Consider the following 16,264-nt stretch of genomic DNA (forward strand, 5'->3'; position numbering starts at 1 on the left):
CTAATAACAGCGGTTAATTTGCAATATATGGATTTAACCGCTTGATTATTGTTATTGTACTTTAAGTTTTTTACCTACAGTAATTTTATTGTTTTTGATATCGTTTAATTTACTCAATTTTTCCGGTGTCGTGTTATAAACTCGAGCAATAGAGTAGAGCGTTTCATCTTGTTGAACAATATGATATCCGTTTGTAGATTTTTTTGGCTCGGAACGTTTTGAATTTTCATCATCTGTCTGTTTAGATTTATTTCCCTTCTCCTTCGTTCTTTCCTGAGCTGATTTATCTTTAGCAGGTTTTTCTGACTTCTTATCAGGTAATTGCTCTTTCGATTTCTCTTTTTCTTGTTTATCGGATGATTTTACAGTGCTGATTGTATCAGATTTTTGAATTTTATCTTCTTCCTTCACTTCTTGATAAACTATTGTTTTATTACTTCCGCTATGTCTTGAACGGTAATTAACTAGCCCATTATAAATTGCTCGAGCAATTTTACGACGATAAGCTGGATTAGCCAGTTGTTGCTCTTCCGTTGTATTCGATAAAAAGCCGGTTTCCACTAAGATAGAGGTAATATCAGGAGAGCGTAATACACTTAAGCTCGCATGTTGAGGAGCATTTTTCGCCAAGGCAGTAACATTCCCCAAACGGGAAAGGACGCTTTTACCTAACTCATAGCCTGAACGCTGAGAGTGTGAAAACTGGAGATCGAGAACGGTTTGATTGAGATAACGCTCATTATTATTCGATAATACCGAGCCGGCTCCGCCTAATAATTCGGATTGTTTTTCATGATCTTCCAGCCATTTGCCCATTTCATCACTTGCTCTACGATTCGAAAGCACCCAAACTGAAGCCCCCTTTTGGCTAGCTGAATTAGGGGAAGAATCTGCATGGATTGAGATTAAATAATTAGCACGATTCTTTCTCGCAATTTCAGTGCGTTCAGGAAGTTGAATAAAATAATCGCTTTTACGTGTCATGACTGCTTTAAAATTAGGATCGGCATCTAATAATGCCTTTAATTCTTTTGAGATACCTAATGTCACTTCTTTTTCTTTAATGCCTAAAGTTTTACCAATTGCACCAGGGTCTTTACCACCATGTCCGGCATCAATCACAACAACGGTTTTTGCATAACTTGTTAGGCTAATCGTTAAGCCAAATAAACTCATAGTGAGATAATTTACTAACTTTTTCATCTTCTTCCTTTTTATTAAGCGGTCTAATTTTCCTGATATTTTGCTAAAATTTGTTTTCCTGTTTCATTTTGAGGGATAAGAGTAAGATTTCGACCTCTATCAGCATAATCGATTTGAATCAGAACATCCGCATCCGGAATCATCCCTTTTCCCTTACTTGCCCATTCCAGTAAACAGAGCGTTTGTGGGCGGAAATAATCACGAATCCCCATAAATTCTAATTCTTCCGGATCACTTAATCGATATAAATCAAAGTGATAAAGTGAGAATGGTGGTAAATGATATTCTTCTACTAGCGTATAAGTCGGGCTTTTTACATTCCCCTGATGCCCAAAGGTATGCACAATACTACGTGTTAAGGTCGTTTTCCCTGCACCTAATTTCCCATTTAGATAAATAACTAGTGAATGTTCAGCATTTTGTTGTAGGTAGGATTTTATTGTTTGAGCAAATTGTTGTCCAAACGTTAGTATCTGTTCTTCTGTGGGAAAATGAAATGTTACTTCTGACATCTGATTCATTATTTCTCTAAATTGATGAAATGTGTACGATAAAATTTAAGTTCTTCAATAGATTCTCGAATATCATCTAAAGCTAAGTGAGTATTTTTTTTGGTAAATTGTTCAAGTATTTGCGGCTTCCAGCGGCGTGCAAGCTCTTTTAACGTACTCACGTCAAGGTGACGATAGTGGAAGTAATCAGCAAGATCCGGCATATATTTATATAAGAAACGTTTATCTTGCGGTACGCTATTGCCACAAATCGGTGATGCACCTTTTGGCACCCATTGTTTTAAAAAATCTAGCGTTTGTAATTCAACTGCACGTTCGGTTAATTTACTCTGTTTAACACGTTCAATTAAGCCGTTTTCTGTATGCGTTTTAATACACCAATCACTCATTTTATTCAATAATTCATCAGATTGATGTACGGTCAGTACTGGACCTTCGGCAAGAATATTCAGATCTTTATCGGTTACGATAGTTGCCACTTCAATAATTCGTTCTTTTTCCGGATCTAAACCGGTCATTTCCAAATCAATCCAAATTAAATTTTGGCTATCTAATTTACTCATCTTTATTCCTTTTCTTTTAATGCGTTTAAAACCGAGTATGGGACAAATTGTGCGATATTTCCTTGATGTCGATAAATTTCTCTGACCATAGTAGAGGACAAATAACGCCATTGCACGGCAGGTGGAAGAAAAATCGTTTCTAAACCCTCTGCCAATTTTTCGTTAAGTTGTGCTAATTGAATTTCATATTCAATATCATCGCTTCCCCGTATGCCTCGAATTAATGTTTTTGCTTGATATTGTACGGCAAAATCTGCAAGCAATCCGCTAAATCCGACCGCTTGCACGTTACTCAGATGACTACAACTTTGCTGAACTAATTCGGTACGTTCTTCAAGTGAGAAAAGCGGTTGCTTACTTGGATTTTTGGCCACAGCGACAATTACCTTGCCAAATAATTGTGCGGCACGTTCAATAATATTCAAATGTCCATTAGTAATTGGGTCGAAAGTACCAGCATAGATAACGGTATAACTCATTTTCTGTCCTATATTATGTGTCTAAATAAGGCGAAAGTAGATTGATATGGCGTTTTAAAGCACCTTGATTTTCTTTTAACACATCAAAACCTGCTTGGCTAATCTTCTTCCCAACTTCAGTATTACTCATTAAAAAGTTTACAGCTTGTGCTAAATCTTGTTCATTACTTTTGACTTCTACAACGCCATTTACATAATGTAATTTAGCGAAAATTTCTGGAAAATTAAAAGTATGTACACCAGAAATAACAGGAAGTTCAAAAGCAATAGGCTCTAATGGATTATGTCCGCCGTGTTTGACTAAACTTCCACCAACAAAAGCAATTTTAGCCAGTCCATAGAAAAGCATCATTTCTCCCATAGTATCACCTAACAGGACTTGGGTTTTCGGTTTTAGTGGTAAATTACTCGTACGCTTGACATAAATTAGCTCAGATTTATTGAGTAATTCTTGTACTTGTTGGAAGCGTTCAGGATGTCTAGGTACTAAAATAAGTACTAAATCAGGCCATATTTCAAGTAACTTTTTATGTGCTTCTAAAATGATTTTTTCTTCACCCTCATGAGTACTTCCTGCAACCCAAACAGGGCGATTAGCTAGTTTTAATACGTTTCTCACTTTATCTACTTTGCTTCGTAAATCAGGCGTTACTTCTAAATCAAATTTAAGATTACCTGTATTGATTAAATGTTCAGCCGAGAAACCTAAGTTAAGATAACGTTCCGCACTGACTGCATCTTGAGCCATAATAGAAGAAATTTTGGTTAACATATCTTTTAATCCGGCTTTTATCCAACCATAACGTTTTGCAGAACGAGGAGATAGTCTAGCATTAGCAATCACAAATGGAATTTTTTTCAAGTATGATTGATGGATAAGATTTGGCCATAGTTCTGTCTCGATCACAATAATTAATTTAGGATCAATAAATTTAAGAAAGCGATTAACGGCATCAGGCAAATCATAGGGTAAATAGAAATGGGATACGCTACTGCCAAAAGCTGCACGTACACGAGCAGAGCCTGTTGGAGTCACAGTGGTGACAGTAATAGGTAGCTTAGGATATTTGAGCTGAATCGCTTTGATTAATTGTGTAGCAGCAATTACCTCTCCGACAGATGCAGCATGTATAATGATACCTCGAGCTTTTGGTTTAGTATTTATATTATAATACCCATAACGTTCCCAGAGTCTACGGCGGTAAGCTGGTTGTTTATAGCCTCGTTTCCACATCATTAATAAAATAAATGGTTGAATAATGTAACTTAAAATAGTATAGATAATCCGTAACATTATTTAATTCCTGTAAGCGATTGATTTTTCGCTATTTTTTGTAATCCTAAGAAAATGATTGTTGTCACAAAATAAAACATAATTCCAGAATTATGTGAGATAAATGCTTGAGTTAAGAAGTAACTCATCGTGAGTAAAATATGTGAAATGCCTACTACTCCCCATAAGTAAGTTAAGGAACCCGCTGTTGATTGTCGTAAATTGTGCCAAAAGATAATAAGAGGAACGAATAATATCGCCAGTAGTGCTATCAATCCTAATAACCCCCTAGTAGAGGTATCATGAAGGTATTGATTATGTGAATGTCCAAAACTTGCGGCGTATTGAGAGATCTTTCCTTCTTGAAAATGCTGGTTACGCATTGTCTTTACTCCTTCAAGACCCCAGCCAAAAATAGGTTTTTCTTGAATACCAATAATAGCACTTTTCCACATATCAAAACGGGCACCAACTGAGGTACTGGTATTAGAATGATTCAGATAAGCAGAAATATCATCTTGGGCGGACTGATAACGTTGATAAATTGTTTTACTTGCAAATATTCCGCCTGACAGCGTGATAAGTAACACGCCTATCACTAACCATTTCGATAGATTCCTACGATTTAACCAAAAAATAACCATAAGCACTACAGGTACACCAATCCAAGCACCGCGAGCTGTCGTAAGAAAACTTGCAATTATACCTAGTAGACCGGCAATTAAGCCAAGAAATACTAAGCGATATTGTTTATTTGCATAAAAATAAAATACTGTACAGAAGCAAAACACCGCAAGTGACATAGCGATATCACCGGCTTGAATGTGCATCATTTTAGGGAATGCTTTTTCAAGATGTAATCCGACTACCTGAATAATCGCAATCAGTCCAGCTACGCTAGCAGCACTTAAAATTGCATAGATAATCCATAGTTGTTTGACTTGTATTTTGGCGAGTAAAACAAGAATCGGTAGTGATAACAATGCACGGCTAGGTAAATCTAATTCTTTTCCTTTTCCATGATAAATACATAAAGAAATGATAAATAATAGAAAGTAAAACGTAAATGTACCGATTATCCATTTATCCTGTGCCGTAAATTGCCAGTTTTTCTGTTTAATATGAGGAATAGAAAAAATGATTCCGCTAAGTGCTAATAAAATGGGAATAAGCGTATAACTTACTTTAACGTGTAAGATTAAAAGGAAGAATAAACCGATAAGTACAGAGTAAATATGGCTTTGGTAAGACTTAAAACGGATTAACATAGATATTCCCACAAGAAATAATAAGAAAACTGGGTATTATACTGAAAAATGAAGAATATGAGGAAGGGAAAGCTGGATCTTTTATATAAATTAACAAATTATATCTATGTAGACATAAAAAAACCCCTCATCCGGAGGGGGTAAAACTTATTATGGAGTCATACTTCTTTGAGTATTGAACTAAATTATATGTATCCAAGACTCAAGTTCAATAACAAGTATATAACATTTACATACTTCTTATTAATTTTGTGAAGTTGATCACGCTTTATGCGGATTTCTTGTATTAGAGTCTATAAGGTTACGCATTAAAAGTGCATAATCCAAATCGATATCCGCCAGGACGTCTAAAAAGACAAAATGCCCGTCACCAAGCCCTGCGTCCACTGATTCATTTTTACGGTTTAGCATACGCTCAATTTTGAATACGATATTACCTTTCGGTGTCATCATTTCAACCGAATCCCCCACAAGGAATTTATTTTTTACCGCCACTTCTGCCATACCTTCAGCGTTACGTTTACCGGTAAACTCACCGACAAATTGTTGGCGTTCTGAAATTGAGTAGCCATATTCATAGTTTTGGTATTCATCATGCGTATGACGACGTAAGAAACCTTCGGTATAACCACGGTGTGCAAGTGACTCTAGAGTATCCATTAATGACTCATCAAACGGTTTACCTGCCGCTGCATCATCAATTGCCTTACGATAAACTTGAGCGGTACGTGCACAGTAGTAGAATGATTTAGTACGTCCTTCAATTTTAAGTGAATGAACGCCCATTTGGGTTAATCTTTCTACGTGTTGTACAGCACGTAGGTCTTTTGAGTTCATAAAGTAAGTGCCGTGTTCATCTTCAAATGCAGTCATTTGCTCGTCTGGACGGTTTGGCTCGGTGTATAGGAATACTTTATCCGTATGTGAACCTTCACCTAATGTTGGTGCGATATTTTTCACTTCGATTTCCGGCTCATAACGTTGAACAGCAGATTGTGGCACGATATTACCGACTTCATCGGTTGTGCCTTCTTCCATTTTGTATTCCCAACGGCAAGCGTTGGTACAAGTACCTTGGTTTGGGTCACGTTTATTGATATAACCGGACAATAGGCAACGACCTGAATATGCCATACAAAGTGCACCGTGTACGAAAATTTCAAGCTCAATATCCGGTACTTGTTGGCGGATTTCTTCGATTTCTTCCAATGATAATTCACGTGAAAGAATTACTCGAATAAGTCCCATTTGTTTCCAGAATTTTACCGTTGCCCAGTTTACTGCATTCGCTTGTACCGAAAGGTGAATATCGATTTCCGGGAAGTTTTCACGCACTAACATAATTAAACCGGGATCGGACATAATCAGTGCATCTGGTTTCATATCCACCACAACTTTTAAATCTTTGATAAAGGTTTTTAGCTTTGAGTTGTGTGGTGCAATATTTACTACCACATAGAATTTCTTGCCTAAGCTATGTGCTTCATCAATCGCGATTTGTAAGTTAGCGTGGTTAAATTCATTGTTACGGACGCGTAAACTATAGCGAGGTTGACCGGCATAAACGGCATCTGCACCATAAGCAAAAGCGTAACGCATATTTTTTAGGGTACCGGCAGGCGAAAGTAATTCGGGTTTAGGGTATTTTAATTCGGACATAGGTTTATTCTCTTCTGATAACAAGTCAGGACCTCCCACAAGTGGAAGGCATAAAAGTATATATTCTCCAAGAAATATCGCTTTCTAGCAAGCAATAGATAGATTAGAATGTAACTTTTGTTTTAATTTATTTCGTTGAAATGTGGGAAATTTATGAAGAAATTTAAATGGTTAGTTATTGCAACATTTTTGGCATTTTCGAGTATCGCTTTTTCAAAAGGCGTTATGATGGAAATGTTCCAAATGAAAAAACAGTTAAATGTATTGCAAGATGTGGAAACAGTGGAGCAATTCCAAACTTCTATAGCGACATTTTTACAGCAAGCTGAAAAAGCGAAAGAGAAGATGCCGGCTAGTCTGGATGGTGATCAAGAACGTTTTGTCGGTTATCAAGCCGCAATGCAACAAGTAATTGATGTTGCAAAGCAAGCAGATAAGCAAGCTCAGCAAGGGAATTTAGCACAAGCAAAACAGATGCTAGAAGCACTTAATGATATGAAGCAAAAGTATCATTCAGAATATAAGTAAAAATAGGAAGCGGTTGGGTTTTAGTGTTTATAGAAAAATATTAAAATTTGACCGCTTGTTTTTTTATTCTAGCTCATTTTTTGGGAAATTATGGAACATACTTCATCATTGACTAAAGTCTTAGTCGCTACGGCTTCAATCATTGTCATTCTTGCCGGTGTGAAAATGGCGGGAGAAATTATCATTCCGTTTTTACTCTCGCTGTTCATTGCGATTATCTGTTCACCGATTATCAAATTTATGACGAATCGTCATATACCATTAGGCATTGCAATTAGCCTATTATTAGGACTAATTATTTTAGTTTTCTTTTTTATTGCGGGTATGGTGAACGGTGCAATTCAGGAATTTACCGCTTCCATTCCACAATACAAAGTATTACTTACTGAGCGTTTAAATACGGTGTTCGCTTTGATTAAAGCCTATAATTTACCAGTTAGTGTGACTCAAGAAGAGATAATTAGTAAATTTGACCCTAGCGTGGTAATGAATTTTGTCAGTCATTTGTTACTGAGTTTCTCAGGTGTGGTATCGAATATTTTTGTATTGTTTCTCGTCGTTATCTTTATGCTGTTTGAATCGCCAATGGCGAAATATAAATTAGCATTAGCACTAAGCCCTGATGATGATTTATCAAATGAAGAATATTATCTTAATCAAGTTCTAGACGGCGTAATCGGCTATTTAGGGGTGAAAACCGTAGTGAGTGCATTGACCGGCATTTCAATCTGGATTTTACTGGTTATGCTTGATGTTCAATATGCAGTGCTTTGGGCAACACTTGCATTTCTACTTAATTATATTCCTAATATCGGTTCATTCTTGGCAGGGATTCCGATTGTATTACAAGCCCTTTTATTAAATGGTTTCTCGATAGGTATCGGCGTATTGGTTGGTGTAGTCGGTATAAATATGCTGTTTGGTAATGTATTAGAGCCGAGAATGATGGGAAAGCGTTTGGGATTATCAACATTGGTTGTATTTCTTTCCTTATTATTCTGGGGATGGTTGCTCGGTACGGTTGGTATGTTATTATCTGTTCCACTTACAATGGCATTAAAAATTGCTTTGGAGTCCAGTCAATCGACTCGCCGTTATGCAATATTACTGGGAGATGTCTCAGAAATTTCTTTGCCTAACAAGGGTAATGATTAACTAAAGAAGCGACCGTTATTAATAGCGGTCGTTTTTTCATTATATTGTGTAATCTATAATCAAAAAGCAAACGTTTGCGTTAAAATGTATTTTTGAACTATTGACGGCAGTTAAAGAATATGTAGAATCATACATATTCTTTTTTAGAAAAGATATGTTCGGATGAAGGTAGCTGGAGAAGAGTGGTAAGCTCTACCGACGAGGTAAAATCTTTCAGGTGCTAGCAATAGCGAGGACAGTTACTGGACGAACCCTTGGAGAGATCCAATCCAAATTAATGGAAAATGGACGCCGAAGGCGCAAGTACGTAAGTATGAAACGCTCAGGCAAAAGGACAGGGGAGAAAAGTAACACCTATTTTTCTATAGGTGGTTTTTTGTAATTTTTTGGCAAAATTTAACCGCTTATAGTCTGCTTTTCTTTCCTTGTAATTAAATTTTACGAGGAACCAACAATGTCATTTGACGCAATTCTTAATCAAATCAACAGCCTTATTTGGGGTGCTCCGCTTTTAATTTTACTTTCCGGTGTCGGTTTATATTTAACTCTTGTACTCAAAGGTATTCAATTTTCTCAATTAGGTCGTGCTTTTGTCTATATGTTTAAACCTGAAAAGGGGCAGGGACAATCTGGCGATATTTCAGCTTTTGCTGCATTATCTACTGCCTTAGCGGCAACTATCGGTACCGGTAATATTGTCGGTGTGGCAACGGCTATTCACTCAGGCGGACCAGGTGCATTATTCTGGATGTGGCTGATTGCGTTATTCGGTATGGCGACCAAATATGCGGAAGGGTTATTAGCAATTAAATTCCGCGGCCGTGATAAAGACGGTTTTGTTGCCGGGGGCCCAATGTATTATATCGAAATGGGGATGGGTAAAAAGTGGAAATGGTTGGCAAAAGCCTTCGCTTTCTTCGGTGTATTGGTTGCATTATTAGGGATCGGTACATTCCCACAAGTCAATGGTATTACTCACTCATTAGAATCGACCTTTGATGTACCAGTCGTATTCAGTTCAATTATTTTAACCTTGGTTGTGACATCGATCGTATTAGGTGGAGTTAAACGTATCTCTAAAATTGCAACGATTGTCGTACCGTTTATGGCTATTGCTTATGTGATTGCTTCAGTAAGCGTTTTAATTATGAATGCAGAAAAAGTACCGGATGCAATCGTATTAATTGTGCATGCAGCATTTGATCCGGAAGCAGCATTAGGCGGTGCATTCGGTTTCACGGTGATGCAAGCGATTCAATTAGGGGTTGCACGTGGTATTTTCTCGAATGAATCAGGTTTAGGTTCTGCACCGATTGCCGCCGCAGCAGCACAAACTAAAGAGCCGGTGCGTCAAGGTTTAATTTCAATGACGGGTACTTTCTTAGATACAATTATTGTATGTACTATGACCGGTTTAGTTATTGTGTTAACTGGAACTTGGACCGGTGAGGCTAAAGGTGCGGAATTAACCAATTTAGCATTTAACCAGGGGTTGGAAAGTTCGTTCGGTGCAGTGGTTGTGACGATCGGTTTAATTTTCTTCGCATTTACGACGATTTTAGGTTGGTGTTATTACGGTGAGCGTTGCTTCGTTTATTTAACGAATGGTAAAACGCAAGGCATTAAATTCTATCGTTTACTATTTATTTTATTGATTGCATCTGCACCGTTCTTACAATTAAATACAATTTGGACAATTGCGGATATCGTGAATGGCTTAATGGCATTTCCAAATCTGATTGCATTGATCGCATTACGTAAAGTGATTATTGAAGAAACTAAAAATTATTTCTTCCGTTTAAAAAACGGCGAACTTGAATAAGGCTTACGCCGAGTGATTGAAAATCTGTTAAAGTGTAGGGTAAAACCTACACTTTTTTATTTTTATATGAAATTTAGCTATTTTTTAATTTTTTTATCTTTTAATTTATTGTTTACATCGGGTGTTTATGCTGATTCAAATGAACGAATAAGTTGTAAAGTGGTTGGTATTACCGATGGCGATACTTTGACGTGTTTGCATAAACGTACACAGCTTAAAGTTCGTTTATTATATATAGATGCACCGGAATCAGCCCAACCTTACGGCAAGAAAGCGAAACAAGCTTTGGCAAATTTAGTGTTTAAGCAACAAGTGATATTACATAGTAGCGGTTATGATCGCTATCAGCGTGTTTTAGCAGTCGTTTATGACGAACAGAATCGTAATATCAATTTGTTATTAGTCAAAAAAGGTATGGCGTGGGCGTATCGTGAAACGCAACCAATTTATGAGCAGGCGATGCTGAAAGCAAAACAAGCGGAGATAGGTTTATGGCAAGATAAATCTCCTATTGATCCGGCAGAATGGCGAAAGGTACATAGTCATGACAAGCGGTCTGATTGGGGCTGGAATTGGCAAGATATTTGGAAAAAACGACCGCTTGCTAAAGCTGAGGCGATTGATTGTAGTCAGACCTTATATTGTAGCGATTTTAGTGATTACCAAAATGCGAAACGTTATTTTGACCAATGTGGCTCCAAAACAATGGACGGTAATCATGACGGTATTCCTTGTAATAAATTGTATCGAGAGGCGAAGCATTAATGAATATGCAACAAACGGAAGCATTTAGAGCTCAGTTTCCTTTTTTTAAGCAACAAGTCGGATGGACCTATCTAGATTCAGCAGCAACTGCTTTAAAACCTCAAGTATTGATTGATAGCACCACAGAATTTTATGCCTCGGCTGGTTCGGTGCATCGCAGCCAATATGATCTTGCTCAAAGCCAAGCCTATGAACGAGCAAGAGATTTAGTTGCCGCTCGTTTTAATGTAGAATCTCGTAATGCGGTTATTTGGACAAACGGTACAACTCATGCGATTAACTTAGTGGCGTATGGTTTAGAGTATTTAATGCAAGCTGATGATGAGATCATCATATCGGTTGCTGAACATCATGCAAATTTTATTCCGTGGCAACAGTTAGCACTACGTAAGCACGCAAAATTGGTTGTTTTGCCGTTGGATGAAAATTTTCAGATAAATCCGACCACTTTACAGCATGCTATTTCTAAAAGGACTAAAATTGTTGCTTTGAATTTAGTTTCAAATGTTACTGGTGTACGCCAGCCTATTGAGCAACTCATTCCAATTATTCGCCAACATTCAAATGCAAAGATTTTATTAGATTGTGCCCAAGCGGTATGTTGCGAAAAGGTTGATGTGCAACAACTGGGTGCGGATTTTTATACTTTTTCCGCACATAAAATGTATGGTCCGACTGGAGTTGGCGTATTAACTGGAAAATTGCAAAGTTTAGAGCAAATTCAACCGCTATTTTTCGGCGGTAAAATGCTGAATGATGTATCTGAATCCTCGCTTTCCGTTGCTGATTTACCTTATCGCTTAGAAGCTGGGACCCCAAATATTGCTGGGATTATTGGCTTTGGTTCAGTTTTAGCATGGTTGAAACAATGGGATTTTGATGCTTTAAATCAGTCAGTAAGTAACTTGGCAGAAACGGCTTACAAGCGGTTAAAAAATTATAAGAATATTCAAATTTTTTCACAACAAGGCTGTTCTACAATCAGCTTTACTTTCGTGGGGATTCATCATGCCGATATTGCGTCAGTCATGGCAGAGAGTAAGATTGCTTTACGGGCAGGAGAACATTGTGCTAAACCCTATTTAACTTATTTAAAACAAAGCGGTACATTGAGAATTTCCTTAGCTCATTATAATAATAGTGTAGATTTGGAACGATTGTTTAATTCCTTGGATTTAGCCCTAGATATTTTAGTGGATTAGATCAAAAAAAATTTAAATTTTGCTAGAACGAATACCCTAAATAAGGTAATCTTCACGCCAATTTCGATTTATTTTACAATTTTAAATTTATAACAAAAGGTGTCTAAAATGACTAAACAAATCAAAAAAATTGCCGTGCTAACGAGTGGTGGTGATGCACCGGGTATGAACGCTGCGATTCGTGGTGTGGTGCGTGCTGCATTAAACGAAGGCTTAGAAGTATACGGCGTACAAGACGGTTATTACGGTTTATATAATGATAAAGTAATCAAACTTGATCGTCGTTCCGTATCTGAAACGATTAACCGTGGCGGTACATTTTTAGGCTCGGCACGTTTCCCTCAATTTAAAGATCCAGAAGTGCGTAAACAATCGGTAGAAACACTAAAAAAATATGAAATTGATGCGTTAGTGGTTATCGGCGGTGACGGTTCTTATATGGGAGCGAAACTGTTAACTGAAGAATTCGGTTATCCGTGTATCGGTATTCCAGGTACTATTGATAATGATATTGTGGGTACGGATTACACAATTGGTTATCAAACTGCATTAGAAACGGCAGTAGAAGCGATTGACCGTTTACGTGATACATCTACTTCACATCAACGTATTTCTATCGTAGAAATTATGGGTCGTCATTGTGGTGATTTAACTATTAGTGCGGCATTAGCAAGTGGTTGTGAATACATTATCGTGCCAGAAAAAGGTTTAGATAAAGAATCATTAATGCGTAATATTGAAGACGGTTTTAGTAAAGGTAAACGTCACGCAATTATTGCGATTACCGAATTAATGACGGATGTTCAAGCATTAGCCAAAGAAATCGAAGCACGCTTCGGCCATGAAACCCGTGCAACGGTATTGGGTCATATCCAACGTGGTGGTGCACCTTGTCCGTTCGACCGTATTTTAGCATCTCGTATGGGCGTATATGCGGTAGACTTATTATTACAAGGTTTCGGTGGTCGTTGTGTCGGTATTAAAAATGAGAATTTAGTACACCACGATATTATTGATGCAATTAATAATATGCGTCGTCCGTTTAAAGAAGAGCTCTTTGAAGCAGCTAGAAAATTATTCTAATTTTTTCTAGTATACAAAGGCGACTATTTTAGTCGCCTTTTGTTTTAAGTAAGGTATTTTATGCTGAAAGATAAACCGGTTATATCCAATCAACACGGAGCGTTAGTCATGGCATTTGTGCCGTTCTTATATGCCGGCTTTAAAAGCGGTTTTAGTTACCAGCATATTTGGTTTGCTCTTTCTTGGTTATTTCTTTACCTATTCTCTTATCCCTATCTTGCATTATTTAGTAAAAAACCGACTGCTCGTAATAAAAAATGGGCAATGATTTATTTTGTTCTAAGCCTTGGTTTCGCCTTACCGGTGATTATGGATAAGCCGAATATTTTGCAATTTTTACTGATTATTTTACCGCTTGGATTAGTACAGACTTATTATGCAAAGCAAAAAGACGAACGTCATCTTAATAACGATCTTGCTGGTATATTGACCTTTGGTGTGATTGGTATGGCAAGCGGGTATTTAATGAGTATGGAATATGACTGGGCAATCTTGATTCATCCGACTTTATTCTTTGTTGCCACAACCTTTTATGTAAAAAGTATGGTCAGAGAGAGGAAGAATCCGCTATTTATGGAATTGAGCTTAGGCTTGCATTTATTATTAGCAATGATTTATTGGTGGTTGGGGTATCACTGGTTGTATTTTGCCTATTTAATTGGATTTATGCGAGCTGCACTTGTGCCAAGTTTCGGCTTAAACGTCAAACAGATAGGAATGTTAGAATTTATAACTGTATTTATATTCTTTATCTGCTTGATTTACTCGCCATAAACAAAAAGTCTGTAACCATTCAAGGCTACAGACTTTTCATTAATAGTCTAAATCATCTTTATAAAGCTGATAATCCGCTTTTAAGGCTTCGATTAATTCAACAAAATCGTCCGGCAACGGAGCGTGCCATTCCATTAATTCGCCGGTAATCGGATGTTCTAAACGTAGCATAGTTGCGTGTAATGCTTGGCGTTGAAAGCCTCGTAGTACAGCCAAAAATTCTTCGCTAGCGCCTTTGGGCGGACGAGGACGACCGCCATAGAGTTGGTCACCTAATAATGGGTGAGCGATATGTGCCATATGCACACGAATTTGGTGTGTTCGTCCGGTTTCCAAACGCAAACGTAAGCGAGTATAGTTGCGGAAACGTTCCATAATACGATAATGGGTTACCGCCGGTTTACCCATAGGGTGTACTGCCATTGCGGTACGTTTGGTTGGATGGCGAGCCATAGGCTCATCCACTTTACCGCCTTGTGTCATCACACCACTTGCTACCGCTTCATATTCACGCGTAATGCGGCGTTTTTGTAATGCAGTTACCAAATGTGTTTGTGCCGGAATATTTTTTGCCACAACCATTAAACCGGTTGTGTCTTTATCCAAACGATGCACAATACCTGCACGTGGTACTTCAGCAATTGGCGGATAGTAATGTAGTAAGGCATTAAGTACCGTACCGTCCGGATTACCTGCACCCGGGTGAACGACCAAATCTTTCGGTTTGTTAATTACGATAATATCATCATCTTCATATACAATATTTAGCGGAATATCTTGTGGTTCGAAACGAATTTCTTCTTCTATCTCCGCTTGGATTTCTACACTTTCGCCACCGAACACTTTTTCTCGTGCTTTGTTGATGATAATTCCGTTTACTTTTACTAAATCACTCTCAATCCAAACTTTAATACGAGAACGAGAATAGTCAGGAAAGAGTTGAGCAAGAGCTTGGTCAAGACGACAGCCTAATAAATCGGCAGTCACTTCTGCCGTTAATGTCATTTGTTGAGTCATTAAATATAAATTCCAATATTTGTTTGTTGCTTATTTAGCGATGTTCTATAAAATAAGGCTATTTGTATGAACTTAGCAAAATGCCATTGGTCAAACATAACCATTGTACATTAACTTTTCATTGCACACACTTTTTATAGGTAAAATAATATGCGTAAATTTACTTCTCTTGCCTCTTTAGTCTTAGCTGGGCTTTTAGTCGTAGGTTGTTCTAGTGCGAATAAAGAATTAGAAGAATCATCCGCACAGGATCTCTATACTAAAGGGCAAACCTATTTACAAGACGGTGATTATAATTCAGCAATCCGTTACTTAGATGCTGTTGGGACCAAAGGTGGCCAACAAAGTTCATTCGGCGAACAAACGCAATTAAGTTTAATTTATGCAAATTATAAAATCGGTGAATATTACAAAGCATTAGATGCAGCGGAACGTTTTGTACGTGCTTATCCGAACAGTTCAAGTATGGATTATGTTTATTATTTAGCAGGTTTAAGTAATGCACGTTTAGGTGATAACTTTATTCAAGATTTCTTTGGGGTAAATCGTGCCTCTCGTGCATTAGATAGCGTACGTAATGCGTATGGTAGTTTCCAGACAATTGTTCAACATTATCCACAAAGCCAATATGCTCGTGATGCTCAGAATTGGATGGGATATTTGATTAATCGTATGGCAGAACACGAATTAGCAATCGTGAAGTTCTATGATGAGCGAGATGCTTATGTCGCAGTAGTAAATCGCGTAGAAGAAATGATGCGTTTTTATCCGGAAAGTAAGCCAACCTATGAGGCTTTAGCTTATATGCAAAAAGCCTATGATCAAATGGGCGTCAAAGATTCAGCAGAGAAAGTGGCTGGATTAATTGAAGCAAATAAAGATAAAACTTTCCCTGAAATTAATAAGCCTGAATACAGTGAACAATTCTAATTGCTTGATTTTATTGAAAGTTTAGCAAGTT

The 16,264-nt window shown here is 37.5% G+C and carries 16 protein-coding genes and 1 riboswitch; of the genes, 8 read left to right on the forward strand and 8 right to left on the reverse strand.

Annotated elements, in window-relative coordinates:
- Positions 1-51: 51 nt before the first annotated feature.
- The 7 genes from NYR60_RS01100 to yegQ all read right to left on the reverse strand — a co-directional run bounded on the left by NYR60_RS01100 (position 52) and on the right by yegQ (position 6,957).
- A complete protein-coding gene (locus NYR60_RS01100) occupies positions 52-1,203 on the reverse strand; it encodes an N-acetylmuramoyl-L-alanine amidase (protein WP_279467249.1) in 1,152 nt (383 codons plus the stop codon).
- Between the two features lie 23 nt (positions 1,204-1,226).
- Positions 1,227-1,715, reverse strand: a complete 489-nt coding sequence (tsaE, locus tag NYR60_RS01105) for a tRNA (adenosine(37)-N6)-threonylcarbamoyltransferase complex ATPase subunit type 1 TsaE (RefSeq protein WP_279467252.1) — start codon at positions 1,713-1,715, stop codon at positions 1,227-1,229.
- 8 nt (positions 1,716-1,723) lie between these two features.
- On the reverse strand, positions 1,724-2,278 hold the full coding sequence (gene orn, locus NYR60_RS01110) for an oligoribonuclease (RefSeq protein WP_279467254.1): 555 nt from the start codon (positions 2,276-2,278) through the stop codon (positions 1,724-1,726).
- A gap of 2 nt (positions 2,279-2,280) precedes the next feature.
- A complete protein-coding gene (gene coaD, locus NYR60_RS01115; protein WP_279467256.1) occupies positions 2,281-2,757 on the reverse strand; it encodes a pantetheine-phosphate adenylyltransferase in 477 nt (158 codons plus the stop codon).
- 13 nt (positions 2,758-2,770) lie between these two features.
- Entirely contained in the window at positions 2,771-4,051 is a 1,281-nt protein-coding gene (waaA, locus tag NYR60_RS01120) for a lipid IV(A) 3-deoxy-D-manno-octulosonic acid transferase (RefSeq protein ID WP_279467258.1), read from the reverse strand.
- Entirely contained in the window at positions 4,051-5,298 is a 1,248-nt protein-coding gene (locus NYR60_RS01125; protein ID WP_279467259.1) for an O-antigen ligase family protein, read from the reverse strand. Before NYR60_RS01125 ends, waaA begins: the two co-directional genes overlap by 1 nt.
- 261 nt (positions 5,299-5,559) lie before the next feature.
- Positions 5,560-6,957, reverse strand: coding sequence for a tRNA 5-hydroxyuridine modification protein YegQ (gene yegQ / locus NYR60_RS01130; RefSeq protein WP_279467261.1), 1,398 nt, complete (start codon positions 6,955-6,957; stop codon positions 5,560-5,562).
- A gap of 153 nt (positions 6,958-7,110) precedes the next feature.
- Here yegQ and NYR60_RS01135 point away from each other — a divergent pair, with 153 nt between their 5' ends.
- The 7 genes from NYR60_RS01135 to NYR60_RS01165 all read left to right on the forward strand — a co-directional run bounded on the left by NYR60_RS01135 (position 7,111) and on the right by NYR60_RS01165 (position 14,286).
- Positions 7,111-7,485 carry a cytochrome b562 gene (locus NYR60_RS01135; protein ID WP_279467263.1) on the forward strand — a complete coding sequence of 125 codons (375 nt, stop codon included), beginning with the start codon at positions 7,111-7,113 and terminating at the stop codon, positions 7,483-7,485.
- A 90-nt stretch (positions 7,486-7,575) separates the two neighbouring features.
- The gene (locus NYR60_RS01140) at positions 7,576-8,640 is read left to right on the forward strand and encodes an AI-2E family transporter (RefSeq protein ID WP_279467265.1); all 1,065 of its coding nucleotides are present in this window, start codon (positions 7,576-7,578) and stop codon (positions 8,638-8,640) included.
- Between the two features lie 244 nt (positions 8,641-8,884).
- Positions 8,885-8,988, forward strand: a riboswitch (glycine riboswitch).
- Positions 8,989-9,094: 106 nt separating this feature from the next.
- Positions 9,095-10,462 (forward strand): alanine/glycine:cation symporter family protein, encoded by a 1,368-nt coding sequence (locus NYR60_RS01145; protein WP_279467267.1) that lies wholly within the window; start codon positions 9,095-9,097, stop codon positions 10,460-10,462.
- A gap of 66 nt (positions 10,463-10,528) precedes the next feature.
- On the forward strand, positions 10,529-11,227 hold the full coding sequence (locus tag NYR60_RS01150; RefSeq protein WP_279467269.1) for a thermonuclease family protein: 699 nt from the start codon (positions 10,529-10,531) through the stop codon (positions 11,225-11,227).
- Positions 11,227-12,429, forward strand: coding sequence for an aminotransferase class V-fold PLP-dependent enzyme (locus NYR60_RS01155; RefSeq protein ID WP_279467270.1), 1,203 nt, complete (start codon positions 11,227-11,229; stop codon positions 12,427-12,429). Before NYR60_RS01150 ends, NYR60_RS01155 begins: the two co-directional genes overlap by 1 nt.
- A gap of 108 nt (positions 12,430-12,537) precedes the next feature.
- The gene (gene pfkA, locus NYR60_RS01160) at positions 12,538-13,512 is read left to right on the forward strand and encodes a 6-phosphofructokinase (protein WP_279467272.1); all 975 of its coding nucleotides are present in this window, start codon (positions 12,538-12,540) and stop codon (positions 13,510-13,512) included.
- Between the two features lie 60 nt (positions 13,513-13,572).
- Entirely contained in the window at positions 13,573-14,286 is a 714-nt protein-coding gene (locus tag NYR60_RS01165; RefSeq protein WP_279467275.1) for a YwiC-like family protein, read from the forward strand.
- Between the two features lie 39 nt (positions 14,287-14,325).
- On the opposite strand, the gene rluD is transcribed toward NYR60_RS01165, so the two are convergent.
- Entirely contained in the window at positions 14,326-15,303 is a 978-nt protein-coding gene (gene rluD, locus NYR60_RS01170; protein WP_279467278.1) for a 23S rRNA pseudouridine(1911/1915/1917) synthase RluD, read from the reverse strand.
- A 150-nt stretch (positions 15,304-15,453) separates the two neighbouring features.
- On the opposite strand from rluD, the gene NYR60_RS01175 reads away from it, so the two are divergent.
- On the forward strand, positions 15,454-16,233 hold the full coding sequence (locus NYR60_RS01175; RefSeq protein ID WP_279467280.1) for an outer membrane protein assembly factor BamD: 780 nt from the start codon (positions 15,454-15,456) through the stop codon (positions 16,231-16,233).
- The last annotated feature ends 31 nt before the right edge of the window (positions 16,234-16,264 follow it).

The sequence above is a fragment of the Actinobacillus genomosp. 2 genome (assembly GCF_029773605.1).
Classification (GTDB): domain Bacteria; phylum Pseudomonadota; class Gammaproteobacteria; order Enterobacterales; family Pasteurellaceae; genus Actinobacillus.

Excerpts from the sequence above, each read along its gene's own strand:
- NYR60_RS01155 (WP_279467270.1), top strand. The coding sequence starts at position 11,227 with ATGAATATGCAACAAACGGAAGCATTTAGAGCTCAGTTTCCTTTTTTT.
- waaA (WP_279467258.1), bottom strand. The coding sequence starts at position 4,051 with ATGTTACGGATTATCTATACTATTTTAAGTTACATTATTCAACCATTT.
- tsaE (WP_279467252.1), bottom strand. The coding sequence starts at position 1,715 with ATGTCAGAAGTAACATTTCATTTTCCCACAGAAGAACAGATACTAACG.
- NYR60_RS01145 (WP_279467267.1), top strand. The coding sequence starts at position 9,095 with ATGTCATTTGACGCAATTCTTAATCAAATCAACAGCCTTATTTGGGGT.
- orn (WP_279467254.1), bottom strand. The coding sequence starts at position 2,278 with ATGAGTAAATTAGATAGCCAAAATTTAATTTGGATTGATTTGGAAATG.
- NYR60_RS01165 (WP_279467275.1), top strand. The coding sequence starts at position 13,573 with ATGCTGAAAGATAAACCGGTTATATCCAATCAACACGGAGCGTTAGTC.
- NYR60_RS01150 (WP_279467269.1), top strand. The coding sequence starts at position 10,529 with ATGAAATTTAGCTATTTTTTAATTTTTTTATCTTTTAATTTATTGTTT.
- NYR60_RS01125 (WP_279467259.1), bottom strand. The coding sequence starts at position 5,298 with ATGTTAATCCGTTTTAAGTCTTACCAAAGCCATATTTACTCTGTACTT.
- pfkA (WP_279467272.1), top strand. The coding sequence starts at position 12,538 with ATGACTAAACAAATCAAAAAAATTGCCGTGCTAACGAGTGGTGGTGAT.
- rluD (WP_279467278.1), bottom strand. The coding sequence starts at position 15,303 with ATGACTCAACAAATGACATTAACGGCAGAAGTGACTGCCGATTTATTA.
- NYR60_RS01100 (WP_279467249.1), bottom strand. The coding sequence starts at position 1,203 with ATGAAAAAGTTAGTAAATTATCTCACTATGAGTTTATTTGGCTTAACG.
- coaD (WP_279467256.1), bottom strand. The coding sequence starts at position 2,757 with ATGAGTTATACCGTTATCTATGCTGGTACTTTCGACCCAATTACTAAT.
- NYR60_RS01135 (WP_279467263.1), top strand. The coding sequence starts at position 7,111 with ATGAAGAAATTTAAATGGTTAGTTATTGCAACATTTTTGGCATTTTCG.
- yegQ (WP_279467261.1), bottom strand. The coding sequence starts at position 6,957 with ATGTCCGAATTAAAATACCCTAAACCCGAATTACTTTCGCCTGCCGGT.
- NYR60_RS01175 (WP_279467280.1), top strand. The coding sequence starts at position 15,454 with ATGCGTAAATTTACTTCTCTTGCCTCTTTAGTCTTAGCTGGGCTTTTA.
- NYR60_RS01140 (WP_279467265.1), top strand. The coding sequence starts at position 7,576 with ATGGAACATACTTCATCATTGACTAAAGTCTTAGTCGCTACGGCTTCA.